This is a genomic window from Agathobaculum sp. NTUH-O15-33, from assembly GCF_033193315.1.
GTDB classification, from domain to species: Bacteria; Bacillota; Clostridia; order Oscillospirales; family Butyricicoccaceae; genus Agathobaculum; species Agathobaculum faecihominis_A.
The window spans coordinates 3617351-3640742 of record NZ_CP136187.1; the positions used below are offsets into that span (position 1 = coordinate 3617351).

Annotated in this window: 27 protein-coding genes, 1 tRNA gene and 1 pseudogene; 3 read left to right on the forward strand and 26 right to left on the reverse strand. The window is 54.4% G+C overall.

The window, feature by feature from the left end; translation table 11 throughout:
• Positions 1-6 precede the first annotated feature (6 nt).
• The 5 genes from RWV98_RS17540 to RWV98_RS17560 are packed head-to-tail and all read right to left on the reverse strand — an operon-like array spanning position 7 to position 5281.
• Positions 7-933 (reverse strand): hypothetical protein, encoded by a 927-nt coding sequence (locus tag RWV98_RS17540; RefSeq protein WP_317862435.1) that lies wholly within the window; start codon positions 931-933, stop codon positions 7-9.
• Positions 933-1661 carry a hypothetical protein gene (locus RWV98_RS17545; RefSeq protein ID WP_317862437.1) on the reverse strand — a complete coding sequence of 243 codons (729 nt, stop codon included), beginning with the start codon at positions 1659-1661 and terminating at the stop codon, positions 933-935. Before RWV98_RS17545 ends, RWV98_RS17540 begins: the two co-directional genes overlap by 1 nt.
• Positions 1654-2637: a hypothetical protein gene (locus RWV98_RS17550; RefSeq protein ID WP_317862439.1), complete on the reverse strand. Its 984-nt coding sequence runs from the start codon at positions 2635-2637 to the stop codon at positions 1654-1656. Before RWV98_RS17550 ends, RWV98_RS17545 begins: the two co-directional genes overlap by 8 nt.
• Positions 2634-4895 carry a hypothetical protein gene (locus RWV98_RS17555; protein WP_317862440.1) on the reverse strand — a complete coding sequence of 754 codons (2262 nt, stop codon included), beginning with the start codon at positions 4893-4895 and terminating at the stop codon, positions 2634-2636. Before RWV98_RS17555 ends, RWV98_RS17550 begins: the two co-directional genes overlap by 4 nt.
• 2 nt (positions 4896-4897) lie before the next feature.
• The gene (locus RWV98_RS17560) at positions 4898-5281 is read right to left on the reverse strand and encodes a hypothetical protein (RefSeq protein WP_317862442.1); all 384 of its coding nucleotides are present in this window, start codon (positions 5279-5281) and stop codon (positions 4898-4900) included.
• 71 nt (positions 5282-5352) lie between these two features.
• On the opposite strand from RWV98_RS17560, the gene RWV98_RS17565 reads away from it, so the two are divergent.
• On the forward strand, positions 5353-5649 hold the full coding sequence (locus tag RWV98_RS17565) for a hypothetical protein (RefSeq protein ID WP_317862444.1): 297 nt from the start codon (positions 5353-5355) through the stop codon (positions 5647-5649).
• Positions 5650-5685: 36 nt separating this feature from the next.
• Here the strand turns inward: RWV98_RS17565 and RWV98_RS17570 are convergent, their stop codons facing one another.
• Entirely contained in the window at positions 5686-6084 is a 399-nt protein-coding gene (locus tag RWV98_RS17570; RefSeq protein ID WP_317862446.1) for a hypothetical protein, read from the reverse strand.
• A gap of 38 nt (positions 6085-6122) precedes the next feature.
• Positions 6123-8687 carry a hypothetical protein gene (locus RWV98_RS17575; RefSeq protein ID WP_317862448.1) on the reverse strand — a complete coding sequence of 855 codons (2565 nt, stop codon included), beginning with the start codon at positions 8685-8687 and terminating at the stop codon, positions 6123-6125.
• A 396-nt stretch (positions 8688-9083) separates the two neighbouring features.
• Here RWV98_RS17575 and RWV98_RS17580 point away from each other — a divergent pair, with 396 nt between their 5' ends.
• Positions 9084-9911: a hypothetical protein gene (locus tag RWV98_RS17580; protein ID WP_317862450.1), complete on the forward strand. Its 828-nt coding sequence runs from the start codon at positions 9084-9086 to the stop codon at positions 9909-9911.
• Here RWV98_RS17580 and RWV98_RS17585 read toward each other — a convergent pair.
• The 14 genes from RWV98_RS17585 to RWV98_RS17650 form a co-directional block, all read right to left on the reverse strand.
• Positions 9883-10470: a bacteriophage Gp15 family protein gene (locus RWV98_RS17585; protein WP_317862452.1), complete on the reverse strand. Its 588-nt coding sequence runs from the start codon at positions 10468-10470 to the stop codon at positions 9883-9885. The two genes, RWV98_RS17580 and RWV98_RS17585, sit on opposite strands and share 29 nt — an antisense overlap.
• Entirely contained in the window at positions 10467-10901 is a 435-nt protein-coding gene (locus RWV98_RS17590) for a hypothetical protein (RefSeq protein WP_317862454.1), read from the reverse strand. The genes RWV98_RS17585 and RWV98_RS17590 overlap by 4 nt, the downstream gene beginning before the upstream one ends.
• 11 nt (positions 10902-10912) lie before the next feature.
• Complete coding sequence (locus tag RWV98_RS17595) at positions 10913-11437, reverse strand: hypothetical protein (RefSeq protein ID WP_317862456.1); 525 nt, start codon at positions 11435-11437, stop codon at positions 10913-10915.
• A complete protein-coding gene (locus tag RWV98_RS17600) occupies positions 11430-11843 on the reverse strand; it encodes a hypothetical protein (RefSeq protein ID WP_317862458.1) in 414 nt (137 codons plus the stop codon). Before RWV98_RS17600 ends, RWV98_RS17595 begins: the two co-directional genes overlap by 8 nt.
• Positions 11844-11845: 2 nt before the next feature.
• Entirely contained in the window at positions 11846-12262 is a 417-nt protein-coding gene (locus RWV98_RS17605; protein WP_317862460.1) for a minor capsid protein, read from the reverse strand.
• On the reverse strand, positions 12259-12588 hold the full coding sequence (locus RWV98_RS17610; RefSeq protein ID WP_317862462.1) for a DUF6751 family protein: 330 nt from the start codon (positions 12586-12588) through the stop codon (positions 12259-12261). Before RWV98_RS17610 ends, RWV98_RS17605 begins: the two co-directional genes overlap by 4 nt.
• Positions 12588-12935, reverse strand: coding sequence for a hypothetical protein (locus RWV98_RS17615; protein WP_317862464.1), 348 nt, complete (start codon positions 12933-12935; stop codon positions 12588-12590). The genes RWV98_RS17610 and RWV98_RS17615 overlap by 1 nt, the downstream gene beginning before the upstream one ends.
• A gap of 10 nt (positions 12936-12945) precedes the next feature.
• Positions 12946-14133, reverse strand: coding sequence for a phage major capsid protein (locus RWV98_RS17620; RefSeq protein ID WP_317862465.1), 1188 nt, complete (start codon positions 14131-14133; stop codon positions 12946-12948).
• Positions 14134-14136: 3 nt separating this feature from the next.
• Entirely contained in the window at positions 14137-14679 is a 543-nt protein-coding gene (locus RWV98_RS17625; RefSeq protein ID WP_317862467.1) for a phage scaffolding protein, read from the reverse strand.
• A 107-nt stretch (positions 14680-14786) separates the two neighbouring features.
• Entirely contained in the window at positions 14787-15002 is a 216-nt protein-coding gene (locus RWV98_RS17630) for a hypothetical protein (protein WP_317862469.1), read from the reverse strand.
• Positions 14995-16515: a phage minor capsid protein gene (locus tag RWV98_RS17635; protein WP_317862471.1), complete on the reverse strand. Its 1521-nt coding sequence runs from the start codon at positions 16513-16515 to the stop codon at positions 14995-14997. Before RWV98_RS17635 ends, RWV98_RS17630 begins: the two co-directional genes overlap by 8 nt.
• Positions 16515-17879 (reverse strand): phage portal protein, encoded by a 1365-nt coding sequence (locus RWV98_RS17640; protein WP_317862473.1) that lies wholly within the window; start codon positions 17877-17879, stop codon positions 16515-16517. Before RWV98_RS17640 ends, RWV98_RS17635 begins: the two co-directional genes overlap by 1 nt.
• 5 nt (positions 17880-17884) lie before the next feature.
• Complete coding sequence (locus RWV98_RS17645; protein WP_317862475.1) at positions 17885-19183, reverse strand: PBSX family phage terminase large subunit; 1299 nt, start codon at positions 19181-19183, stop codon at positions 17885-17887.
• The gene (locus tag RWV98_RS17650; RefSeq protein ID WP_317862476.1) at positions 19167-19640 is read right to left on the reverse strand and encodes a terminase small subunit; all 474 of its coding nucleotides are present in this window, start codon (positions 19638-19640) and stop codon (positions 19167-19169) included. Before RWV98_RS17650 ends, RWV98_RS17645 begins: the two co-directional genes overlap by 17 nt.
• A 122-nt stretch (positions 19641-19762) precedes the next feature.
• On the opposite strand from RWV98_RS17650, the gene RWV98_RS17655 reads away from it, so the two are divergent.
• Positions 19763-20500 carry a hypothetical protein gene (locus RWV98_RS17655; protein ID WP_317862477.1) on the forward strand — a complete coding sequence of 246 codons (738 nt, stop codon included), beginning with the start codon at positions 19763-19765 and terminating at the stop codon, positions 20498-20500.
• A gap of 405 nt (positions 20501-20905) precedes the next feature.
• Here RWV98_RS17655 and RWV98_RS17660 read toward each other — a convergent pair.
• The 5 genes and pseudogenes from RWV98_RS17660 to RWV98_RS17675 all read right to left on the reverse strand — a co-directional run bounded on the left by RWV98_RS17660 (position 20906) and on the right by RWV98_RS17675 (position 23320).
• Positions 20906-20979: transfer RNA gene (locus RWV98_RS17660), tRNA-Met, on the reverse strand.
• 239 nt (positions 20980-21218) lie between these two features.
• On the reverse strand, positions 21219-21623 hold the full coding sequence (locus RWV98_RS17665) for a hypothetical protein (protein ID WP_317862479.1): 405 nt from the start codon (positions 21621-21623) through the stop codon (positions 21219-21221).
• A 12-nt stretch (positions 21624-21635) separates the two neighbouring features.
• Positions 21636-22913 (reverse strand): annotated as a pseudogene (locus RWV98_RS17670) (SNF2-related protein); the annotation flags it as partial.
• A gap of 12 nt (positions 22914-22925) precedes the next feature.
• Positions 22926-23021, reverse strand: a complete 96-nt coding sequence (locus RWV98_RS19520; protein ID WP_442872082.1) for a helicase — start codon at positions 23019-23021, stop codon at positions 22926-22928.
• Positions 23018-23320 carry a VRR-NUC domain-containing protein gene (locus RWV98_RS17675; protein ID WP_317862480.1) on the reverse strand — a complete coding sequence of 101 codons (303 nt, stop codon included), beginning with the start codon at positions 23318-23320 and terminating at the stop codon, positions 23018-23020. Before RWV98_RS17675 ends, RWV98_RS19520 begins: the two co-directional genes overlap by 4 nt.
• Between the last annotated feature and the right edge of the window lie 72 nt (positions 23321-23392).

The window sequence follows — 23392 nt, forward strand, 5'->3', positions numbered from 1 at the left end:
TCCTCCTTAGTGGATTTCTGCGTCAATATTGATCCATGCAGATGTTGCGACATCTGTTCGCTGTAACATGCCATGCGCTGGTCGGTCGGTTGTGCCGATTGCGGCAGTGACCGTTGCAGTTGTTTTGGAAACCTCGTTTGTGGCCAAGGCGATAACTGTTGGTGCCCTAAAAATGTTGCCCGTCGCCGATTCACGTAAAAGCACCCGGTATTGATCTGGCGCGCTAAGTGCAACGGTTGGAACGACTCGTTTCGCGGAATACGCAATAGAAAATATTGCTTGTGCCGATCCTTGCGGAATGTATGTCCAATTCGTCAGCTTTCCGCTCTGCGCATTACCAAGTCTTTCAAAATACCTCTTACACCTCGCCTCCTCCACTGCCATATCCGGCGGCGCGTCATACATCAGCGTAGAGATGGGGCCGGGTTCCAACTTGGCGCGGTGGATGTGGGCGACGGTATCCTCCGCAAGGGCGTTACAGATAAATCCCCGAAAATAGTACAGTCCATTAATGCCATTTGGCACAGTTGCCGTGACGGCGTTGATGCCCTTCTGTAGATTCTTGCCTACAGTACTTGCCGTAACACCCGGATTTCCCTCCGTGACCGGTACCATATGTAAGTCTATATACCATCCCGGTACCGGCGTTTCTGGGAAGTCAACGCTAAATGTGTAGGTATCGCCCGATTGCACATACATATTTTCTGAGTGCTGCCATATCCCTGCATATACGTTTCCCAACGAATGCACCTTAATACCGTCGCTTACTACATCGATCTGCGCGTCCAAGTTGGATTTCCAGCGATCTACGGTGTAAGTGTTGTGCGGCACCCTGTACGACGTTTGCTGCCTCTGATTGACCAAAAGCCCGCCATTAACCAGCATATCCGTCCCCGGAACCCAAATCCCCGACCCCGGAATATTGATACTCATCAGCCATCCCCTCCAATCGTTATGCCGATCGGGATAACCACCGTATTCAGCGCTCCATAAGCCCGCAAAGTGATTTGTCCCGCCGCCTGTCCACCATCTTGCAGGCCAAGTACCTGATACTGCTGCGCCGCCTGTACCGATGCCGTGGATGCAAGCCGCACATCCACCGTGCACGTCGCCGTGACACCCGGAATGGAAATCGTCTGCGAATATGGATAGCTGCCTGTCCAAGTAGGCGTGATCGTAGCCGTGGCCGCCAGTGGCTTGCCCACCGCGTTTGCCAGTTTCGCCCGGTCTGCATCGGACAGATGCTTTGCCGCATCCTCTATGTGCTCCGGCATAGCGGCGGCGGATTGATCGTATTGCTGTTCAGTGCCGCTGTAGCCGCCCTCGACGGCGGATTGATATTGGCTTTTACCCATCTCGCCCTTTGGCCCGGTCGCACCGGTATCGCCTTTTATGCCTTGCGGGCCCGTCAGCCCGGCAGAACCCGTGGCCCCTTGAGGTCCCGTCGCGCCCCTTGCACCAGTCGCGCCAGTATCTCCTTTGTCACCCTTCGGGCCCTGCGCGCCTTGAGGTCCGGTGTCACCCTTATCTCCCTTCGAGCCCTGTACGCCCTGCTTACCCTGTGGTCCTTGCGCGCCGACCGGTCCAGCCTCTCCCCGTGGGCCTTGCGGGCCAATCAGCGGCCCACCGAGAGGGATATCTTCATATGTTACATCAGGCATTTACAGTCTCCTTTCGCCAGTAAAGTATTCCGTCTTTTAAAACCAGCGGGGGCGGCGATGTACCAGTAGGAACGCGCGCCATCAGCATACCATCCGCGCGCATCCACAGTGTAAAAAATCCATTAATCGGAGTTGTAATGCCACTGTCTCCGCGCTGTCCCGCGGTGCCTTTATCGCCCTTATCTCCTTTGGGTCCCTGAATGCCTTGCGCCCCCTGCGGGCCAACCGCGCCCTGTATTCCCTGCTCGCCTTTAGCACCTGCCGGGCCGATGGGGCCAACAGTACCTTGCTCGCCCTGTATGCCGCGCTCGCCTTGGATGCCCCTCTCGCCCTGCGGTCCGGTCGCGCCGGTAGGCCCCTGTCCGCCGGTTGCACCCTTTGGACCGGTTTCGCCTTGTGCGCCGCGCGGGCCAGTTTGTCCAGTTTCACCGGTTTCGCCGCGTGCTCCTTTCGGGCCAACGTCACCTTTATCGCCCTTGTCGCCCTTTGCTACAATCCGCGTCCAAAAGCGACTATCCGGCGGAGCAACCCCAGTGCATGGGGCAGTACATATGAAGCTCGACCCGTCGCGGTATACCTTGTTTCCAACAACGTATTCTCCTGCTGGATCGTAGGTTTCCCACAGCATCATTGCGGCGTTATTGGCTTGCCGCTGCGATTCCTGTCGCTGCCGGATGGCTTCATCATTCTTGCGCTGAATTTCAGCCGCCTTTCGCTCATTCTCGGCGGGCTGCATGCTTGCCGCCGCCTGTTGGGCAACTTGCGAGGCTTGCCGGGCGGTTTCCTCCGCCTGACCCGCTTGCGTTGCTGCTTCTCGGGCTGCGTCGCGGGCGGCTTGTGCGGCATTTATAGCGCCCTGCAGCTCGACAGATCCATCCGGCCCGACAATACCGCCGCCGTTCATGTTATCAATGGCCGCGTCTATTTCTTCGCCGCTCCATCTGTGTGTATAATATCCTGCATTTGCTTCGCTCACACTACGACCCTCCTTCCGTATTTGTCGAAACGTTCACGGCCTTCGCGTTCGATCGCGCGGCCCGAGCTTAAGGGCGCGAATACGCGGTAGTACACAATGACACAACCGTCACCGCCGTCGCCACCATCGGAGCCACTACCTCCGGCTCCGGGATCTCCGCTTGAAGCGTTCAGTGAAAAGCTTGGCGATACATATGTATTGTTTGGGGTGGTCTGTGAAATAACACCCCATCCACCTGTACCGCCGCCACCGCCGCCATGTCCGCCGTTACCCCCTTTTCCATACAATGTTTGCTTACTTGGTGATATTGCGTTCGCTCCATTCGCGCCCGGACCGCCTTTTGCCGTTGCGAACAATGCATTTCCCGATTTGTATGCATTCGCATTGCCAACACCTATTCGGGTTTCACCGTTGTTTCCAACTGCTGCGCCACCCCCTAATCCACAATGCGAATATGCGTTGGCAATTCCCCAAACAGTTCCTGCGGGACCTGTTGCCGAGCCTATCATAGCTTCACGTCTTGAAGTACCCGTATTGTTTTCACCCGGATAAAATTTATTGCCATCATAGTCCGTAACTGGATCAGAAATAACAATCTCGTCGAGTTCGGCCGCCGTGCTGCTCGATTTTCCCGTGCCGCTATTGCCTTTTCCGCCGTTGATTCCAGTCCGACCGACAGCCGCATAGGTATTGCCAGTAAACGGATCAGTAAAACCAATGCTAGATGACGCCCCTCGGTCTGATGTCAAGCCTCCAAAGCGTGATGGCGTGCCCTCTGCACCGGCAACGTTCTCACCTGCCGATCTCCGTGCTCCAGCTCCGCCGTGGCCTATAGCGGCTTGGAATACTTGGCCAGCCTGCACGATCAATTCAGTTTGAAACACCTTTCCTCCCGGTCCTGCATCTCCCGGATCGCCACCCTCTCCGCCTTCACCGTACCCGTAGCCACTTTCCGTAGTGGTGTGATCTGTCACTCTGCTGGTATTGTGATAGCTCGGTCCATTGCCGGTGCTGCCCGACTCGCCGTCGCATCCGCTGTGTCCGCCGTCGCCACCACCGATCAGCACAATGCGGATGCTCGTTACGCCTTCCGGCACCACAAACGAACTGTCCTTCGTTATGACAACCGCATTGTCGTAATACTCCGCCTGCCCGATCTCCGGCGGCACAAAGCCGATCAGATGCCGTTCGGCGCTGCGCAGCACACCGGACAGTGTAATGTCCATACTCTCAATGCAGGACTGCACCATACCGCCATAGGGATGCGCGACATTCGCCACATTTCCCGGCACCTCGCTCGCGTATACAATATCCTGCTCCACAACCTCACGGCAAGCATAATAGCGCGCCAAACGGTCAGCCACGGCGTTTGCGTTCGCAAGGCTGACCAGCGTTGCATCTTCTACCCGCACCACATTCTCCGCCTGAGCGGCGTTAACCGCCTTGCTGACCTCTCGTGTTGAATGAATATACGGCGTTCCGGTCAGCGTTCCGTTGCCGGAGGACAGTTTTGCGTAGTTCGGGCCGCTCTCCAAAATTCTGAATCCGTCAGCCGACAGATCATGCGAAGGCTCATCAAAGGTGACAATATCGCCCTCCGAAGTGGCGCCCTCGTACAGTTTTTTGATTTCGGTGCCGCGCAAGTATTGGTGTTCTGTGACCACGACGCGGGTTACCGGAGTGTCCGATTCGACGGAACCGCCAGAGTATGCGCGATCCTCGTTAATCACATTGCTGATGCCGCCCCACAGCCCCTCAATGCGTAGGTACCCATTCATATCAGATTTTACCGTCGCGCCGATCGCGAACAGCACTTGCGACAGGTTTTCCCGGCGCGTAGCGATAGGCAGGTATCCATACAGTTTGATATTCTGCAAATTGGTCTTGACGTAGTGCGGCGTACTGCCGCAGATGTCCGCTACCACCTCGGCCACTGTCTGACCGGTGTAAATGCCGCCGTAGTGGTCTGTCTCATCCAGCAAACCCATGGCCGACGTGCAGGTGAAACTGTACTGCGTCTTGGCTGTGCGTTTGATTTTCTGCACGAAGAAAATACCGACCTGCCGGCCGTCGTTGTAGTACGTCAGCGGTGCGTTTCGGGTGAAAGCAAGTAGGCTGGTATCGTTACTCTCGACCTCGAAATCCAAGGTATTCATTTCAAGGCTTGCCGACATGAGATCGTTTGCGAGGTGGCATTCGCCGGAGATGATATCGCGGTCTTCAAACGTCCTGTTTCCGTATGTGATTTTATGGCTCATGGTTACGGTCTCCGATCCGGCTCCATAGCAGTGAACTTGATCGTCAGTTCACCCCACAGATTTACCTTATCGGTCATGCGGCGCAGCACATCCGATGCGTTGGACACATATGCCCGGAAGGTTTTCGTTTCCTGCCCATATGGCACCGTGATTGTGTGGTAGTCTACCGGCGCGGTTAGCGTTTCATATAGTGCATCATAATCGGCCGGCGACAGCGATGACCGGCCAAAGGTCAGGTCATAGTTGTAATAGGTGCCGATGATATCCCGCACCATGAGACCTGATAGCACGCGGCCCGCGTTTGTGCCGTCCAGCACCGACGCGCTCCGTTTAAGCGAAGTGACGTCGATGTTATAGGTTTTTCCGTCTACGATAAGTACGTTCATGGAGTTCTCCTTTGCTTGTTTAATATTTCCTGTTGTGATATAGTGTCGATAGAAGAGAGGGGGTGAAAAGTATGGAGTTAACCAAAGCGTCAAAACATGTTTTAGCTCAAATTTATAAACTGTACAAAGAACGTCGTAGCGAAGGAATGGATAAAGATGACGCCAGTTCTTTCGCAAGCTCTATGTGGGGCGGCCCTAAATTCGAGGACTTTGATTATGCAGAGGAAGAGTTGCGCAAAAAGGATTACATCAAGTCTGATGTAACTGGCGGATTTGTATTGACGGATTCCGCCATAGCCATGATGGAGAATCTTCCCAAGGAAACCGTAAAAGAATGGATTGACCTTATATCTAAACTTATACCGTAAATCAAGGCTGCGTCTATTCCAGTAGACGCAGTTCTCTTATTTGCCGAAAAAGTACTCCAGCTCCGCCATTCCGTCGGTTACTCTAAACTTTCGGGTGTTGATATCCATAAGCCGGATTGTACTTTTCATTTCTCCGTCTTGATTCTCCGTTGAAAATTCGAGTTTTTGAATGCCGTCCCCAATACATAACCCGTTGAGCAAAGCAACCGTATGTCTCCCGTCGGTCAGGATAGCCGTCACCGATTTAGGCGCGGACGAATCGGTAACGCACCGTGTTTCTTCCGTCTCTCTTTCACTCGATGTGTCTGGTGCGACCTTCTGAATTAATCTCGCGGGGACTCGCCCCGCCCTACCAACCTCATTATTCAGAGCGGCACGCAGTGTCTCTAAAAATTTGCTGCCACACTTTACGGACAAGTTAACTTCGTTATCCATTTTCATATCTCCTTCCGCCGCCCATCGGCGACTTTGCTTTAATCTCGTACCAGTTTCACACCAGCCCTGCGGTTCTCCTTATCCAGCTCTAGCCGCAGACCGCGGACAAAGCTGTTATCGTACCGTAGGTGCAGTACAATATCTTGTGGGGCGTTGCTACCGCCGCGCGCGTCGAGTGCTCTTCCAACCGCTTCCTCGATCGTGGAAAGTGGCGCTTCCACGTTTGTCCCGCGCTTCTGGTCCCCCAGCACCGCCAAAAACTCGTTGTTCGGCGGAATAACCGCGCCGGTCGCAAGGCGCGGTACAGGGGCCGAGCGGAGGGAATAGGCGGAGGCTGCACGGGGTGTGGCGCCGCTTGAGGAAGAAGCGGATCGACCGCCGGAACGGTTGACCGCCCATATTGCTGCCGATGCTCCGATAACGCCTGCGGTGATCGCGCCTAGAGTTAATGCAACGTTTGCCGCTCCGAGCATTGCACTAATTGCAATGGCCGCCGTTGCTGCTGCTATTGCAATTAAGCCCAGCACTGAAACGACCTTCTCAAAGGTGCTCATGTTGCCCCATGCCGAATATACCTTGTACGCTAAATCGGCAAATGTAGCAATTCCTATGAGAACCAATGCCATAGATGCACGAACGGCGAGCATCTGAAAATTTACGTTTCCAAGTGCCGCCGCCATATTCAACAGCGCGGGTATGATAGCCGTTATCTTCCAAGCGGCAATAAAAGCTATAACCAGCTTCGTCAACGAGGTTAATAAATTACCATGCTGTCCCAAAAATCCTAGAATGCTGGCTAACCCCTCGATTAATGCTGGCAGTGCTGATTCAAGCACCCACCCCAAAAAGGGTAGTGCGGTGTCTTCCCATATTTGGACAAGCGCATCGCCTATGCTCGCTATTACCGGTGAAAGCGCTTCCAACATGTTTCTGATCGTGCTGATGAATGGCTCCAAATTCAGCCCCGCAGCCCACTTCGCCGTAGCCTGAATAATGCTGTTCAAAGCGCTTAATACAATGTTAAAAATCCCAAGTATCGCGCTCCAAATCGCCTTGCCGTTTTCGTTTACGGCCCAAGCTTCTCTGAAACGTTCCACCAGATTCCCAACGATTTGAAAAATACCTGTGACGATCTGCAAAATATTGCTCATGATCGACTGACCAAGCCCGCCGCTGTTCCACGCCTCGATAAAGGCCTGTCCAATGTCGCGGGCCAACGAAACAATACTGTTCAGAACATTCGCGATCGCCTGCATCAAAATCGCGCCGACGTTGTTTGTCTCCCACGCGGCCTTAAATGCATCCGCAATGCTGCCGATAATACCGAGGACGGTTTGCAGCAGCCCCTGCAGGTTGTTCAGCAGCGTAAACCCCGTACCGTTTGTCCACACAGCCGCAAAGCTTGTTCCAATGGCGCCTATCGCGCCGAGCAGACTACCGAGCGCAGCTTTTGCCGCGGCAATCGTCGCCTGTCCAGACTGCGCCCACGACTGCTGAAACACCGACCATATTCCGGCCATATCCGCGCGCAGCTCTTCAAAGAATGCCTTGACCTTGTCGGCCAAGCCCTGCACCTTCTCGTCGATCGGCGCTTCCTCGAACATATCGTCTGGTGTGGGAGTTTCCGCTGCTTCCTGCTCGCCGATAGATATCTGGTTGATATCATCAAACGATGCCAGCGCTTTATCCGTCTTCTTGGCGGCTTTCTCGGTTTCGTCACCGTACTTCTTCGCCGCCTTGGTCGCCTGTGTGTAGGTATTGCTGTTGCCAAACAACGCCGTCGTGAACTGCGCAACGTTATTGGCCGCTTTTCCGAACCAACCGGCGACACTCTCAATGACCGGTGCGAGCGCTTCCAAGACGGGTTTTGCAACGGCTGTCACCGCATTGCGGATATAAAGAAACGCCGTCGATAACTTCGACAGCGCTTCTTGTGTGCTGGTGCTGTATTTTGCAAGATCGGCGAATCCCTCTTTCACCCCGTCTATGGTCTTGCGCATCGCCATGCGGATCAGCATAAGCTTGAACATATTGCCGAGCCGCAAGATGGATTTGGACAGCGGATCAGCTGCCTTCTTGGCGGTTTTCATGCTCTGTGCGTGCTTCTTTGTTTCCTTGCTGGCCTTTTTTGTATTATCCTTCATTGCGCCAAGACGCTGCGCCAATGCCGCAAACAGGGTTCGCGCCTTTTGGACAACGCTGTTCATCCTCTTTGTGGTGCCCGCATGCTCGTTAAGCCCGCGAGCTGCGTCCTCGTGCGCCACCGAGGCGGCTGCCATGGTCTGCCGCTGTTGTTCAAATTTTTGCTCTAGGCGTTCGGCCGTTCGTGTAAGCCTTCGATATTCAGCATCCAAAGCGGCCGACTTTTCGATAGCCGCATCAAACTGCCCTTCTTCCCACTTTAGGCCGATATCCAGCTCAGCGGCTTTCCCTGTTTTGATTTCGTCCATTCGCGCCCGCACATTTGCCAGCTCTTGCCCGGTTTTTTCAGCAGCGGCTTTCGCCTTTTCAAAAGTCTGCTGTGCCTTTTGTTCAACCTTTTCCAAATCCTTCAGTACTGGGTTGCTGTCGGATGTAATTTTGATTTTAATGCCGTCCGGCACGCAATCGCCTCCTTTTGGGCATAAGAAAACCACCCTACGTTGTAAGGTGGTTGCCGATATTGTCGAATTGTGGTAAACTGTATTTGGGCGCTGTCGCTCCCAGCGGCGGGCGGTTGGCCACTCCCTTCACGAAAGGGGGTGACGCGATTGTGGATAAGGCCTTTCGGCTTCTCGTATGCACAGCATTTGTGCTTTACATACTGACCATATACGCGAAATGACCGCCCCACCCTGACAAGTGAACGGTCATTTCTTTAAAACCTGTAGCTTTTAGGGTCAACCGCCTGTCGACAGCGCCCCTTTGTTCTTATAGTATAGTCTGTTGGCTTTTCAATGTCAAGTAGCTTTGCAAATCGCCAGAAATATGATAAGATGTTGAAATAAGGAGGTGTTGCAATGTTTTGTACTAAATGCGGAACCGAGTTTGAAGGGAACTTTTGCCCGAAGTGCGGCAGCCCTATCATCGACCAATCTGCGTCAACGCCGATGGGAGTTTCACACCAATATTACGATCACACTGGGGATATCATTGATCTTTCTGTGATTTATGGTCTTTATCAAAGCAGCCCTGAAATGACAAGTTTTTTTAGAGCGCACACCGACTATTCACCGGATGAAATCCGTAATATAATTGACTACACGTTCAAAAATATAAAGCCAAACGAATACTCCAGCAAAGCAGCCAATCAGTTAAAATCTCAAATAGAGCTTTCTTTTATTCCGTCCAAGGTGTTAAAATCAGCGCGCGTAAGGATTGCAATAATGCTTGGGTTTATGATATTTTTCTGCATTTTGGGAGTTGCCTTTTTGGTTCTTGGCGCATTCGGAGGTGTCGAACTGATCGCAGTCTCGGGGGTGGTAATGGTTCTTTGCGGAGTTGTCGGGGGCATGCTACAATACAAAACATATCAGCAACCTTTAAAGCTCATTGAGCGAATGCAACAAAATAAATCCTTTGGCATGCACTCTGAAGCTGCCTCGATCTCACGGCCAAGCAAACCTTTATCAAAGAACCAGAGGATAAGGGAAAATCGAAAAAGCGCTGTCGCCTGTTGCCCTAAATGCGGCTCCACCTCCCTGTCTGCCAATAAGAAAGGCTTCGGCATAGGAAAAGCCGTGATAGGCGCGGCAGCTGCTGGCCCTCTTGGATTAACCGCCGGAAATCTCGGTGCGAAAAAAGTTTGGGTTACCTGCCTCAACTGTGGCCACCGCTGGAAGGTATAAGCTTCCCCATAAACTCCGCTTCCGCTTCCCTCGTCTCCGCGTCTTTCTCTTCTGGCAGCACCAAGATATCCTCCATCTTGTAATAAACTGCGCGTTCCTCCTTGGTGAGCTTGCCCTCTTGCTTTCTCCGGCGCAGCGAGAGAATTTGCTGAAAGAAGCAGTCCTCTCTAAGGTCGAGAAACAGGTAACAGAACTTCCACCAGTGCAGGTATTTGACGCTCTCAAGGTCGATGCCATGCGTCTGCCGGATTGCCGAGTAAATGTACTTGGCATCGTGCCCGAAGCTGTACAGGCGCGGTCTCGGCTCCGCATCCTCCCCCGACGCCCGCTCTTCCCCACAGTCCAAAAACAATACCGCCAGCTCGCACGCTTTGTGCAGGTCTGGCGGTATTTCTTTGTACAAAAGCGTGAGCATCACCATGACCTTATCGGCCGCGGTCAAATTCGGATCCTCATAGGCGAGCATGATATCCACGCCGTTACGGAAATCCGTATTCAGCGCATACTCCACGCCCTCGATCTCGACCGAGGTCGGGAATGCATCGGTCAGAACGTTCATTTCTTAAGCGCCGTCCTGCGCTGCGCGCGATTGGTATACTTTGCGATACGCTTGTTCTGCGCGCTCTCCAGCGCGGGCACAATTCCATCCAGAAATTGCTCAATCACGTCGAAGGAGCAGGTTTCACCGAACGCCATGTCCGCCGTGCCCACCCCAAAAACGCCGTCTATCTTGGCGCGCATATCGGTGCAAGCGTCCCGCAGGAGTTTCAGGCGGGCACGGGCGTTCGTCGGAATGCCGTGCTTATCCACACTCTGGTCCAAGTCCAGCTCTGCCGCGCGCTTTTCGTATACGGCCTCCGCCGCTTCCAGCTCGTCAATCAAATCATAGCTTTTCTCAGCGAAGGCAACGTCGGTTGGGTCAATGTGGAGTACGCCGGCCGCCATACCGTCACGCTCAATCGGAATATCTACGCCAGTAATAATTTGCATACCCTACTCCTTTACTCCGTGGGCTGTTCAACGTCCGCGGTAAAAGTCACCGCGCCACTGTCCGAAATCGTCGCCGTACCATAGGTGCGCTTGCCTGTCCAGTGGATGTTGTACGGGATAGCAAGGCCTTTGGTGTCGCCGCCGTAGCTCTGCACCTCAATGATGCAGTCCTGCGTCCATGCATCGTAGGTGCCGCTGGCGTTTTTAAAAATGTTCACGCACAGGAACTTCCTCTGCACGTCGGAAAGCGTTTTGCGGAACTTGACAATATCGTACAGGATAGCAAATAGCTTGCTTTCCTTCCGGGCGCGGTACGGCTCGACCGAAGTCTGTTCCTCGTACTTGTCCAGATCTGCGTATGCGCTACCGGTCACATCGGTGCCCTTCTCGACATTGGCGTTCATTTCGATAGACAGGTCTTCTACTTTGTCGCCCTGCAGCTCCCATTCAGGCGTAGCGGTGTCGGATACATCGGCAAATAATTTAAACTCCTCGCGTTTAATATAGCCGGTGCCGGTGATCGTAGTGTCAGGCATTCGTATTTCTCCTTGTAAAAGTCAGTTTGATTTGAATTTGATATAAGCCGAGGCCGTTTTGCATCACCTCAAACAGCATGCCATTTGAAGCTGTGATCTCCTCGACCATGAAAGGATGCGGCAACTTAGGGAAGTTTCCCTGCCGCGACTGCTCATCGATCCAGTCCTGCAGCCGCTCCAGTAGATCGTGTGTCTCTACTCGGTCCGTCTCGTCCGTCTTGCTCTCACAGACATTGATGACATAGTTGTTCTGGTAGCTCGTGCCGCCTATCACGTCACGTTCGATCTGCCCGTTGCCGGTCGGCATGACGGCGATGCTGTCCACTTCGCCGTTCGCCTGATCAGTCAGGAACTTCATGCCGCAAAAGCCCTCTAAATAGGTTTGTACTGCGCGTAATATGCTCACTTTTACCCTCCAATCTGATTTTGCAGCGCGCGTAGGATATCATCTTTATGATCGGCCCACATGCGCACGTCCCACAGGGGGCCGCGCATCGGCGCGCCATGATAGGTCAGCGGGCGGCCGGTTGGATGTTTGGGTGCTTTCGAGAAAAAGCCCACAACCATACCGTTTTGCATGATCGGGATATTTGGTCCCCAAATCTCGCCCATGTACTGGTAATGCGCATAGGGGCCCGGATAGATCACACCATCCGGCACAATCACGCGGGAGTTTTTTAGCGTGCCCGTCTGCATCGGCACATATGGATCCATCGCTCTGGCGCACATCAGCACGAATTGCTGCTGTACTCTGCCGCCCGGTTCCAGCCCGTATTTGCGGAGCATCTGGGCGGCATCTATGTTATGTACGACCCGTATGTTCACTTCCCTGTCACCTCCCAATGGGGCAGCCCGCCAAAGTCCAGCCGGTCGGCCGCGGATACCATCACGGCGCCCACGGCTAGCAACTCCTTCGCGCTCTTGGGCTGCAGCGGGACGTCGCCCTGCATCATGTAGTCCTGCGCGCGGACGGCGAAGCCCTCTGGTACGTTCTCCATGGGAATAATGACGAATATCCCATTGTCCGGCGAAACGCCCGTCTTGCGCAGCTGAACGCCCCGGTTGTCCTCCCAGTACGCGCCCTCGATCAGGACGCGGGTATATGCTTCGTCGTCCGAGCGGTTCCAAACTGTGATTGTTTGCTGAAACATCAGGCGTTCACGCTCCTGCACATCAAGCCGGTCAGTCCGAGATACCGCCGCGCGGTTTCGTACAGTCGTTCTTCCGGACTTTGGCCGGTCGCAACATAATTCCTCGACCATTTGCCTACCGTCTCGCTGGCGAGCTCTCCGCCCTTTCCTTGACGGTGCATTTCATCCGTCACCGCACAGCAGGCGTCCTTGAGGTTCCCTCTATATTGTTCCGGCGCACGGGTGGCGCGGCCAAAGGTCACCTCGTCCAGATAGGCCGAAGCCTGACGGGACAGACGGTCAAAGTCTGTCTCCGGCATCTTGCCCCGGTAGGTATCCTTGTAGTAACTGTAATCCGCGTAGATCATACGCTCCTCCTTACTCGGCCGGAACCATGGTCACGCCCTTATCCACCGCGGTATCCGCGACAATGAAGCTCTCGGTTACAGGCTTAAAGCCCTTCTTGGTGATCTTCGCCGTATAGTCACCGGCGCGCAGGTTAAACTCCGCCACGCCGGACGCATTGGTTTTTAGGCGCGAACCGTTAACGTCGATCACGGCACCCGTTACCGCCTCCGGCGTATCTGCATTGTTTTCAACCGTGAAGGTCACCTTCTGGGTGGTCATGGCCGTCGCGGGCTCCAGATATGCAAACGGACAAGCCATGCGGCCGGTGTCCATGCGGGTTGCCGGGTTCGGCAGCGCCCAGCCCATGCGGAACACGACGCGTAGCGCGATCATGTCCTGCTGGGCGAGATTGTACACAATCTGCTTAGTCGCCGGGTCCTGAATCACGCCCTGATCGAGAATCTTAACCGTAATATCCTGCCGGATGGAATAGACCGCCTGCGAGAAGTCGCCAACAATAAGCTGGGCCACAGACTGGTCAAATGCGCCGTTCTGCGGGAAGTACATCGGCGCGCCGTCCAGCGCATACTGCGTCGGGCCCTGCATGTCGCTCTTGAAGATCGGATGTCCGTCCGTACCCTTGAGGCCGCGCAGCTTGGCGCGCATGCCCATAGACGAGAGCGCGCCGGTCACCATGCGGCCTGCTTCTTCTACCTTGGCGATCACGCCCCCCTCACTCATGATGAGGTCAAAATAGTTGGGCGACGAACCCGGCGCCACATTGTTACCCGCCTGCCGCGCACGGGTGATGATATCCGCCGGCCACGCTGCAGGGCGGTTGTCGCCGAAGATTACCGCGCCGTCAACGCGTGCGCCGATCGCTTCCACCACGCGAGGCTGCACCTCGCCAAGGATATCGAACGAAGCGTCATCCACGACCGCTTCCGGGATCGGCACGATCACGGCCAACTCCTCCGCGGTCAGGTACACGTTGTCCCATGCCTGCTCGCTGGTCTGCTTAAAACCCGTGTCGCCGTTGACCCAGTAGGCCATCGGCAACATGTCGAGCACGGGAATACGCGTCTGCTTGCTGGTCATGTTGGGCAGCTTACGCGCAAGTCCCATAAACACGGACTGCTTGGGCCCCTCCTGCTGAATAGTATTGATAAGCTGTTCCTGAATCAGAGCTTCCGCATCTTGTCTGTTGATAATGCCCATTAATTAGTTCTCCTTTCCGAACAGCGCGCGCAGCGCTGCATTTGCTTCTTCCTTCTTGTCGGGCGCGCCCTCGCTGCCGCCCTGATGGCTGATACCGGTCTTAACCGGCGCCTCCTGCTCAAACAGGAACGCCGTAGTCTCGCCCTTTCGCAAATCGGCCAGCTGCTTGTCAAGGCCAATAACCTCGCCGCCTGCGAAAGTGAGCTTTTCGCGATCGAGATGCGCCTTTACCGCAACGGTATCCTTCGCCTTCGCGCTGGAAAGCGCTTTGTCGAGCAGGAACTCATTGCGTTGCGCGTCAAGCTTTTTCTGCTCTGCCGCGGCGCTTTCCTTCCACGCCGGATCGTAGCCCTCCAACTTCTTGTTCGCTTCGCCCAGTTGGGTGGTGAGCGTGGTGATTTGACCGTTCAGATTGTCCGCGTCCGCTTTGGGGACGTACGCACCGCCCGCGGCGTTGACCACCTGAAAGCCCTTGTTCTTGGTAGCTTCGGCAAGCTGCTCAAACGTCAGCGCCTGCCCGCCAAATAGTTCTTTGAGAAAATCCATTTTTGCTCCTTTCATATTTGGGGTATAAAAAGGCACCGGCCTCTCGGTCGATGCTAATTTATTAAATTTGCGCATAATAAAACCGCCTTGCTTTCGCTCGGCGGCCTCTACATAATACTTTGGACGATTTCGCGAAACGGCTTCCCGTCCACGACCCACTCATCCAGCAGAGAAGTGATATCCGTGAAGTCAAAGGTGTTCCCGCCTGAATCCCACGTTGCATAAAGGTTATTCCTCGGACAGCAAACAGAATATTGTTTATCCCCGACTTCAAACGCAGGCTCGTTTATCATCAAAAAAAGGGCGATATCATCATCATTCATCTGTTGCACCTCCTAAAATATCTGCATGTTGTATACGGTCTTGATCGTTTAATTCGTGTGGCTCTCTATCGATTGGTTTTCCATGTTCATCCCATTGATAATCGTGCGCATGCTCCCCATGCATCCCAAACTGATGATACTTCGGGCGATTATGCTGTCCGGAATGGATCTGCTTCACCATAGTACCGCGTTCATCGTAGATCGTTCGGTCGATTTGCACCGTGCCGCTTCGGTATTCCGTTTGTGTTTCCACTACCGCGTGCGGCCGGTAAGACTTCGGGATCGTCGTTTTGCCCTTGCTCTTCCAATCGTCCGTGACCACGATCGTCCCGTCTTTATTATATCGGTATTGCTCATACTTGGCAAGGTCATGTTCCATCGCTTTTGCTTCACCACGGCCCCATGCCGGCACCTGCTCCCGGTCGCCCTGTTGCTTGAGTCCGGTCTGCCGCAGGAAATCTTGCTGCATTTCCTGCCAGTGCTTGATTTTTGCCGCGCTTTCGTAAGCGTCCTGCCCTGCGGCGGTCATGGCTGCATGCTCCCGCTTCCACCTGCGAATCTGCCGCTCAATATACCGCTGCCGCTGGGTGGCTTCGTATTCGGTCAGCTTCTGTCCGTTGTATTCGTAGTCCTTGGCTTCAAAGTTTTCCAACATCTCCGGTGTATAGGTACGCGGCATACCCTCAAAGTATGGAAAGAAACTGTGCCGACAATTCCATCCACCCAGCCCCGGGCCGGTCCCGTACCCCGTGATCTTGATAAAATCAGGGTACTTCGCCGACTTCCCCGATCGACTGTAAATTCCGCCCTGCCAGACCGCGTGCTCTGGTCTGGCGCCGGCGTGTGCCGTGACCTCAACCAGATCGCAGCCCATCTCATCGGCGAGCGTCCACTGCATTTGCAGTGCCGTCTGGTTGACCCCCGTAATGACCGCGCGCCGCACCGCCACCTCCAGCGTATCAATGTGCCCGGACGGATAGCAAATCGCGCCCACACCCTGCCGAGACAGGTCCTTGATCGCCGTGCGAATCGCGGCGTCGTAGGCGAACGCGCCGGTGGATATCTGCATGTACGCCCGGTCGAGCGCGTCCTCGAACTGTTTTGTCGCCGTATTTGCCGTCGTGCCCGTTAAGTTTCGGAAAAGACCAACCGTTTTGTGGAGCCCTGCTTCCAGTGTGCGCTGTTGCGCTTCTGACGCGGCCAGTGGTGGCGGGTCGAGCCCGTGCACCTTGTAGATATCCGTATCAAACTGCAGGCTTTCCGCCCCGGCTTCCTCCATCAGCCGTTCCAGCTCCTTGCGGCTTTTGCCGGTGCGGGCGGACAGCGCTTCCATGACAAAGCTGTGGAAGTTGCCAAGCTCGATCAGCTTCTTGTATTGGTGCTCTGCCGCCGGTATCCAGTAATCATAGTCACTGATCCGGCGCGCCATATCCTCAAGAATATCTATCTCTGCCTGACTGAACAGCATGATCAAGTTTTCCGGCACACGTTCCAGATACTTCGGTTTCAGCATCAGTCCTCACCGCCAAACATTGTCTCCTCATCGTCCGGCGCCTGTTCGATCATGCTTTTTGCGGCCTTTTCATCCTCCCCGAAAAACTTGACACGGTACTCCCATTTCTGCCGCACACCGTCACGGATCTCTTGCAGGAACTGCTGTTTGAGCGCCGCCGTATCCTCGATGATAGAATCGTCAAAGTTTACACTGACCTCAAAGTCAATTTTCATACCCATCAAGGATGCGATGGCGCGGGTCATGTCGGCCAGTGCCTTTTCCAGCACCAGCTCATGTTTTTTCAGGTTTTGGTACAATTCTGATTTTTCCGAAATGACTTCGGTCGCGGTCTTGATGTTTCCGTGCTCGAAACTGTACCGGTCGTTTCCCAGACCGCACTTCGCGGAGAGCAGGCCGAGCGCCGTCTTGATCGCCGCTTCATGCGCTTCGTGCCGCAGCTCCATGTTGATTTCTTCGATGGTCTCTCTACCCTCCCGCGACGCAGGAACGGCGAAAAACTCTGTATCGTTATCGTCGAATACCGGCGCAATCACCCCGTCCTCGGTCTGCTGCATCTGCGCCATAGTCAGCGGGATCGTGATACGCTTCTTGCCCAGCCGGAACTCGTTGATATAGCTGTCGTACACCAGATCGGCGCCTTCAAGCTGATCGATCGCGTTCGCGAATACTGACAAGCCCAGCGGGCAATCCGGGTCAATCGAGTTTACCAAATTGGGCTTGATAATCTGAAATAGGGGAATATCCGAACCGGTCCGCACAACCGGCTGCACCCCATCGGGCAGGTCGATCGGTGTGAGCGCCTGCCCATTGCGCCGGAACATCTGGTTCACGATCACGTAGGCGCCGCCCTCCAGTCGGTGGATATTCAGGTACACCTGCTTCTCCTTGCCGACCGTCCGCTCGCTGGCAAAGGCGCAGTCGATCACCGCCCCGTTGTCCCACCGCAGTGGATAGACCATGCCGGCGCGGATGTAGTCTATCTTGACGGCTTCGTTGTCCTTGTACTCGACGAAGGCGCCAGTCCCCAAAGCATAGGCCAGTTCCAGCAACTGATTGCCGCGTACCCGGAACTGGTTCGCGTCCAGCACCTCATGCACCGCCTTGTTGATCCGGCTGTTTCCGATAACGATCTCAACCTTTTCGTTCAGTTCAAGGCTGGCCCAATCCTCCGGCATCTTTTTCGCCATACCCAGCGTCTTGCGCTCGCGGGTAAGCTTGCGGATGCCGTTATACTGCCGGTAGGTGTGGAAGCTTGGCACTTTGCCGCGATACCACTTAAACCACCGGTCTATCTGCGTGTAAAAGCTATCATCCGGCACACTGTATCCCTGCTGTTTTAAGTACTGCGTAATGGCACGCAATGGCCTCACCTCCCCAAATACATGATGTCGTCTTGTACGCTCTCGGTTGAATACTCCATGCTGTCCAGACTGTCGATGTTGGTCGTGCCGTTATCCAGCCGAATGTCCTTGACCGGCTCGTCCGGATCGTATACCGCTTCCTCCAACGCCTTGATATGCGCCTTGCAGCGCCGCAGCACGCGGAAACGGTCTTGCGCCATCAGGCTGTTGTAAAACGCAATGCGGTCGTTAATCGGCCCCTTGGCTGCATTGCGGATCTCCACGCTCAAGCGCTCACGCACCGCGGCAACCTCAAGCCCCTCGATCAGCGTCTGCTCGGCGCTGTCGCAATAGACTTCGTACACGCGATATCGTGCCTTCGCCCGGCGCACAAAATCGACAAAGGCGTCCTCCACCTGTTTCGGTGAAAGCCGCCCTTGTTTTATGTTGTTGTGGTAGTACTCATCCAAGATGACTACCTGCCGCATCCCTTTGGTGAAGCCGGTCAGCGTGAAGGAGTGCGCCGACTTGCTCCCGCCAAAGTCCACGCCGATCACGGCATACTGAACATCATTCGGCGGCGCATTCAGCAGAAACCGTTCCTTCTCGTCGGCGAACTGCTGATAGACCAAACCGTCCGTCGCCGCCCAGTGGCCGAGAATAAACCGCTTGTAGAACACACCGGTAAACATGTGATAATACTTGTCCAGCGTCTTCTTCGACAGACTCAGGTTATCCTCCATGCGGAAGTGCAGGTGATAGATATTCTTTTCCTTCGCCTTATCGATCAGCTCAGTCTTGACATAGTGCGCTGGGCTTTCTGGGTTACAGTTCATGTAGACCTTTGCACCGTCCACTGAGCACCGGCCGAGCATCTGCTCGATGAAATTCTGCGGAAACAGCGCAACTTCATCCGCGTAAGCCCCGGCCGCCGTCAAGCCCTGTAATCTGTCCTGCGACCCTTCATTGTTCGCATCGTACAGGTAATACACATTGCTGCCGATCTCGATGTAGTTCTCGCCGCTGCGCACATAATGGTACGGGATACCCCACGCCGCGAGAATCTGCTGCATCGGCCCGATAACGTTCTTTTTCAGACTTCCAATCGTCTTGCCTGCCAAAATGAAGTTCTGTCCGCGAAATGTGTCCATTGACCAAGTAAGGAACGAGCAAATGCAGGCGATCGTCTTTCCCGACCGGATCGCGCCGTCCGCGATCATGATATCGCAGTCGCTGTACGGGCTGCCTACTCGCCACCAGTGCATGAGCTGCTGCTGTTTGACTGAGAACGGCTTAAACGCAAACCCTTTATTCATCCGTGCCATCGTCTGCCTCGTGCGCATACAAAGCCGCGATATCCCCCGGCGCCGGGTGCAGTGCTTTGAGGAAGTCTGCGATCGCGGCGCCGCCGCTGTCTTCCGGCTTATCCGCCCAGCCCCTAAAATTGTTGGTCAGGCTGAACCGTGCGCCGTTGAAGCCGTCCCTGTCAAATAGCCGCGCTTCCGCATATTCTTCGCAGCGAGACTTCGCACGCGTAATCGTGTCATTGAATGCTTTCTTCACTTGATAATTCAGCAGCGCCTGCCGCGAATGAAATCCAAGGAACAGTGCAAGCCCTGTCACGGTAGGCGGCTTCTCGCCCACAATAACCGGCCGCCCAAACTTATCAAATACGACCTGCTCGTCTTCGTCCTTCAGCACCGTGCCTTCGCATGACTGAAAGTATTCGTCGATTGCTGTTTGTAACTCCTCGACGGTCTTATATTTTAACGGTCTGGCCATTGCATCACCGCCTTTCTCAGTATATAAAACGCGGCCCTCTCAAAACTGCCACTAATTAATAGGATTTTTAGTTTATGTTCAGAAATTTATCTGTTATAATTAAACAAAAAAGGAGTATATCAATGAATAACTACTATATATGTTCAGATCTTAAGTGGTCCATTTTTTGCGAAGAAAACCCTATTTTTAGTACCCCCATTGCTAATTTAATGGTTCCTTCGCTTGCATTTGTAAAACAGGTATTTGAACGTTCCTTTGGCGAACAGCGAGTTAACAGTCTTTATTATTTAAGCATACTCCCCACTACTGATTGTCCACAATCGTTTAAAAAGAGAAATTTAATATTTCTTTCAGTTTCTCATAGTTTTCTGCAATTAATCTATCAGTTTTCCCACGAACTATGCCATTTAATGATACCAGATTCCCCTACTCAAAATATTAAGTGGTTAGAAGAAACTTTTTGTGAGCTAGCCTCATTGTATTCTTTATTACAACTTAAAGAACTTCCCAGTTGTGATTGCCATGCAACACTTAACGCAATCCGTCCTGAAGTGGATGCTTATGTAACCGAGACATTGAAAAAAGCAATACCCCTTAACGGTCTTGCTGTATCAGATTTCATCAAAGATCATATTAACGAGTTAGAGAATGATCCTTACATACGTTCTCATAACGCAACAGTTGCGCGTGAACTCTTTCCTATTTTCCGATCGCATCCAAACGCTTGGAAAATCATTCCGCATCTTTGCGAAATACCAAAAAACTATTCTTTTGATGAGGGCATACATTACTTGTCTACGATAGTCGAGAATGAGTGCCGCGATGGAATGGATTGTATAGCGTCTCTACTTCTCGGGTAGATAGCGTACCGTCCTCCCGTTGCGTTGTATTTCAATATGCTCTTCGGCTCGTAGCACGTTGTCGTAATTGACCAAAAGTTGCTTTATCTGATTGACGCAGTACTTATCTATCGAAAGATACTCATTCCCGTCCTCGTCACCGTGCCCAGTTGCGGCATTTATTTGATGTATAACACATTCGATCATGCCCTTTTCTCCGGGATTTGTTGGGCACATCGGTCCTCTTGCACCTTTCCAGCTCATCGCATACACTCCTCTCGCAAGTTAAATAATTATATGCACACTTAATGACATTTGATGATTTTAGATAAAAAAGCACCCTCGTCAGAAGGTGCCTTTTGCGCCGGCTAAAATTTGTATTGGGATTGAAGAAGTTTTCAACTCCTTCGTTTTGGTTTGCCGGCGTGGTGGATCATCACAGAATCGAACTGTGCCCCGTCGGTTATGAGCCGACCGCGCGACCGTCGCGCCAATGATCCATATGCCGGGGGTAATATCCCTGTGGGCATGCCCCCGGCATGCAGCGTTATCGCCCGCCATACGTCCGACTGGTCACGGATGGCCGAAGCCAGACTGTCTTACCGCCCGCGGGTCGTGCCCCGCTTCGCGGCGTGTCGCCGCCCCGAAGGGCGGCTATGAACAGGAGGCTCAACATGAATCTTTTCACTGATCCATGGTACCAGTATAAACCCTTGCATAGGCCACGAAGTGCCATCTTTCACGGAAGATTCAAAAACTTTTCAACCGTGCGGATAAATGCAGCATTCCACCGTTTTGCCGTTCGCTCTGAAATCGGCACGCACAGCGCCGCTCCATACAACGTGTGAGACCGATCCCAATACACCCGCCGGATCAGCTCCACGCGGTGCCTTCCCTGCTTCATTCTTTCCGTCTCCTCTATCGCAGCGGTCACTGCGTCATACCGCCGCTGCTCCTTGTCCGTCAGCCGGTCAACGACCGCACGCTCCACCGGCCGCCCGACGCCGCTGCCGTGCCCGCCAGACGGCCCGTAGGCCGCCGTAACACTCTGCCCGCCGACACTCTCGGCCTTGCGCTTCAGCGCCGGATACGACCGAATGATACGCTTTGTATATTCCCACCAGTCCTCACGGGGTCTGCTCAAAATATCAACCTCCTATCCTGCTTTCACGCGCTCGATACGCGCCTTCAATGCTTCCATCAACGAATCTTGTGTACCGGCTTTATCGTGAAGCGCGGCCACCACATCTTCGTCCATGCCTCCCTGCACCACCAGATGGTGGCCTATCACAGGGTACTTCTGGCCCTGCCTGTGCAGGCGCTTGTTGGCCTGCTGGTAGATCTCAAGCGCCCAGTTTGGATACCCGAACCAGATCGCATGGTGCCCGCCTGCCTGCAGGTTAAGGCCATAGCCACAGCTGGCCGGATGCGCCAGCAGCAGATCGACCTCGCCGGCGTTCCATGCGTTTTCGTCCTCCGGTCCCTTGTAGACGCGCACCCGCAGTCCTGACTTGTCCAGCGCCGCCAGTAGCCGCTCTCGCTCGTGCTGGAACCAGTAGAACACCAAGGCGTGCTCGCCGTGCAGCTGTTCGACGACCTCCAGAAACGCCTCGATCTTGCAGCTGTGTACATCAGCCACGTGACCCTCGCCATCGTACACCGCGCCGCTGCACAGCTGAAGCAGCTTCCCGTTCAGCACCGCGGCGGTACCGGCGGTCACGGTCTGCTCGTCCACCTTCAGCAACATGTCGCGTTCCATCGTGTCATAGGCCTTTTTGGCCTTGGCGTCCAATACGACCGGCACAATGTCCTCGATGTAGTCCGGCAGCTCCAGATAATCCTCTGCCTTCATGCTCACGCAAACATCCGCGATCGCTGCCTGCACCCGGTCCATTGCCCCATCTTGCGGCGTGTATGTCCGGTACATCTGGCCCGGGTGGGCATAATCCTGCGTGAAGAACGCTTCGCGGTAGGCCGATACTGTTTTGCCCAGCCTTTCACCACCGTCCAGCAGGTATATCTGCGCCCACAGGTCTTCCAGCCCATTCGGCGCCGGTGTACCAGTCAGTTCCACCAACCGACGGATCTTCGGCCGCACCAGCTTCATCGCCTTAAACCGCTTGCTGCTATGGTTCTTGAAACTGCTGCTTTCATCCAGTACCACCATGTCGAACGGCCACAGGTTGCGGTAGTAGTCCACAAGCCAAGGCACGTTCTCGCGGTTGATTACCCAGATATCGCCGGGCGTATTTAGCGCCCGCACGCGCTTCTGCGCGCTGCCCAGCGCCGGGATGATCCGCAGATGCTGCAGATGTTCCCACTTGGCCGCTTCGTTCGACCACGTCGCTTCCGCGACCTTCTTCGGCGCTATGATCAGGCACCGCGACACAGCCCAACGGTTGTATCGCAGATCGTTCACCGCTGTCAATACCTCGACGGTTTTACCTCAACCGAGGCCCATATCCTGAAACAGCCCCAGATACGGATCTGTGATAATACGCTCGATCGCGTACCGCTGGTAGCCATGCGGTATGAACTTCACTCGACATCACCTCCCCTCATCTGTTCCCGGCACAGCTCCAAAAAGCCCTTGACCCCTTCTTCGCCCCAAACCTCCCATACCTCGACGCCCAGCTGACGCAGTCCGTCGATCTGGTGCAGCTGCATCCTGCTCAGCCGACCGCCGTCGGCTTTCAGCTCGGCGAAAAGGATCCGGCCGCGGGGCAGGATCACCAACCGGTCAGGCACCCCAACGTTGCCCGGACTGACAAACTTATAGGCGCGGCCGCCCAGCGCTTTCACCCCTCGTACAAGGCGGGCTTCGATTTCTGATTCTTTCATATTTTCGCTGTCTCCCTCGCGCGCACGCGCACTATACGCGCGTAACATGTGTGTGTTTAGGCGGGTTAGGTA

What these genes read in the sequence shown, in the direction of transcription:
- RWV98_RS17540 (WP_317862435.1), bottom strand. Translation starts at nt 933, where the DNA reads ATGAGTATCAATATTCCGGGGTCGGGGATTTGGGTTCCGGGGACGGAT.
- RWV98_RS17545 (WP_317862437.1), bottom strand. Translation starts at nt 1,661, where the DNA reads ATGCCTGATGTAACATATGAAGATATCCCTCTCGGTGGGCCGCTGATT.
- RWV98_RS17555 (WP_317862440.1), bottom strand. Translation starts at nt 4,895, where the DNA reads ATGAGCCATAAAATCACATACGGAAACAGGACGTTTGAAGACCGCGAT.
- RWV98_RS17560 (WP_317862442.1), bottom strand. Translation starts at nt 5,281, where the DNA reads ATGAACGTACTTATCGTAGACGGAAAAACCTATAACATCGACGTCACT.
- RWV98_RS17565 (WP_317862444.1), top strand. Translation starts at nt 5,353, where the DNA reads ATGGAGTTAACCAAAGCGTCAAAACATGTTTTAGCTCAAATTTATAAA.
- RWV98_RS17570 (WP_317862446.1), bottom strand. Translation starts at nt 6,084, where the DNA reads ATGGATAACGAAGTTAACTTGTCCGTAAAGTGTGGCAGCAAATTTTTA.
- RWV98_RS17580 (WP_317862450.1), top strand. Translation starts at nt 9,084, where the DNA reads ATGTTTTGTACTAAATGCGGAACCGAGTTTGAAGGGAACTTTTGCCCG.
- RWV98_RS17585 (WP_317862452.1), bottom strand. Translation starts at nt 10,470, where the DNA reads ATGAACGTTCTGACCGATGCATTCCCGACCTCGGTCGAGATCGAGGGC.
- RWV98_RS17590 (WP_317862454.1), bottom strand. Translation starts at nt 10,901, where the DNA reads ATGCAAATTATTACTGGCGTAGATATTCCGATTGAGCGTGACGGTATG.
- RWV98_RS17595 (WP_317862456.1), bottom strand. Translation starts at nt 11,437, where the DNA reads ATGCCTGACACTACGATCACCGGCACCGGCTATATTAAACGCGAGGAG.
- RWV98_RS17610 (WP_317862462.1), bottom strand. Translation starts at nt 12,588, where the DNA reads ATGTTTCAGCAAACAATCACAGTTTGGAACCGCTCGGACGACGAAGCA.
- RWV98_RS17615 (WP_317862464.1), bottom strand. Translation starts at nt 12,935, where the DNA reads ATGATCTACGCGGATTACAGTTACTACAAGGATACCTACCGGGGCAAG.
- RWV98_RS17620 (WP_317862465.1), bottom strand. Translation starts at nt 14,133, where the DNA reads ATGGGCATTATCAACAGACAAGATGCGGAAGCTCTGATTCAGGAACAG.
- RWV98_RS17625 (WP_317862467.1), bottom strand. Translation starts at nt 14,679, where the DNA reads ATGGATTTTCTCAAAGAACTATTTGGCGGGCAGGCGCTGACGTTTGAG.
- RWV98_RS17630 (WP_317862469.1), bottom strand. Translation starts at nt 15,002, where the DNA reads ATGAATGATGATGATATCGCCCTTTTTTTGATGATAAACGAGCCTGCG.
- RWV98_RS17635 (WP_317862471.1), bottom strand. Translation starts at nt 16,515, where the DNA reads ATGCTGAAACCGAAGTATCTGGAACGTGTGCCGGAAAACTTGATCATG.
- RWV98_RS17645 (WP_317862475.1), bottom strand. Translation starts at nt 19,183, where the DNA reads ATGGCACGGATGAATAAAGGGTTTGCGTTTAAGCCGTTCTCAGTCAAA.
- RWV98_RS17650 (WP_317862476.1), bottom strand. Translation starts at nt 19,640, where the DNA reads ATGGCCAGACCGTTAAAATATAAGACCGTCGAGGAGTTACAAACAGCA.
- RWV98_RS17655 (WP_317862477.1), top strand. Translation starts at nt 19,763, where the DNA reads ATGAATAACTACTATATATGTTCAGATCTTAAGTGGTCCATTTTTTGC.
- RWV98_RS17675 (WP_317862480.1), bottom strand. Translation starts at nt 23,320, where the DNA reads ATGAAAGAATCAGAAATCGAAGCCCGCCTTGTACGAGGGGTGAAAGCG.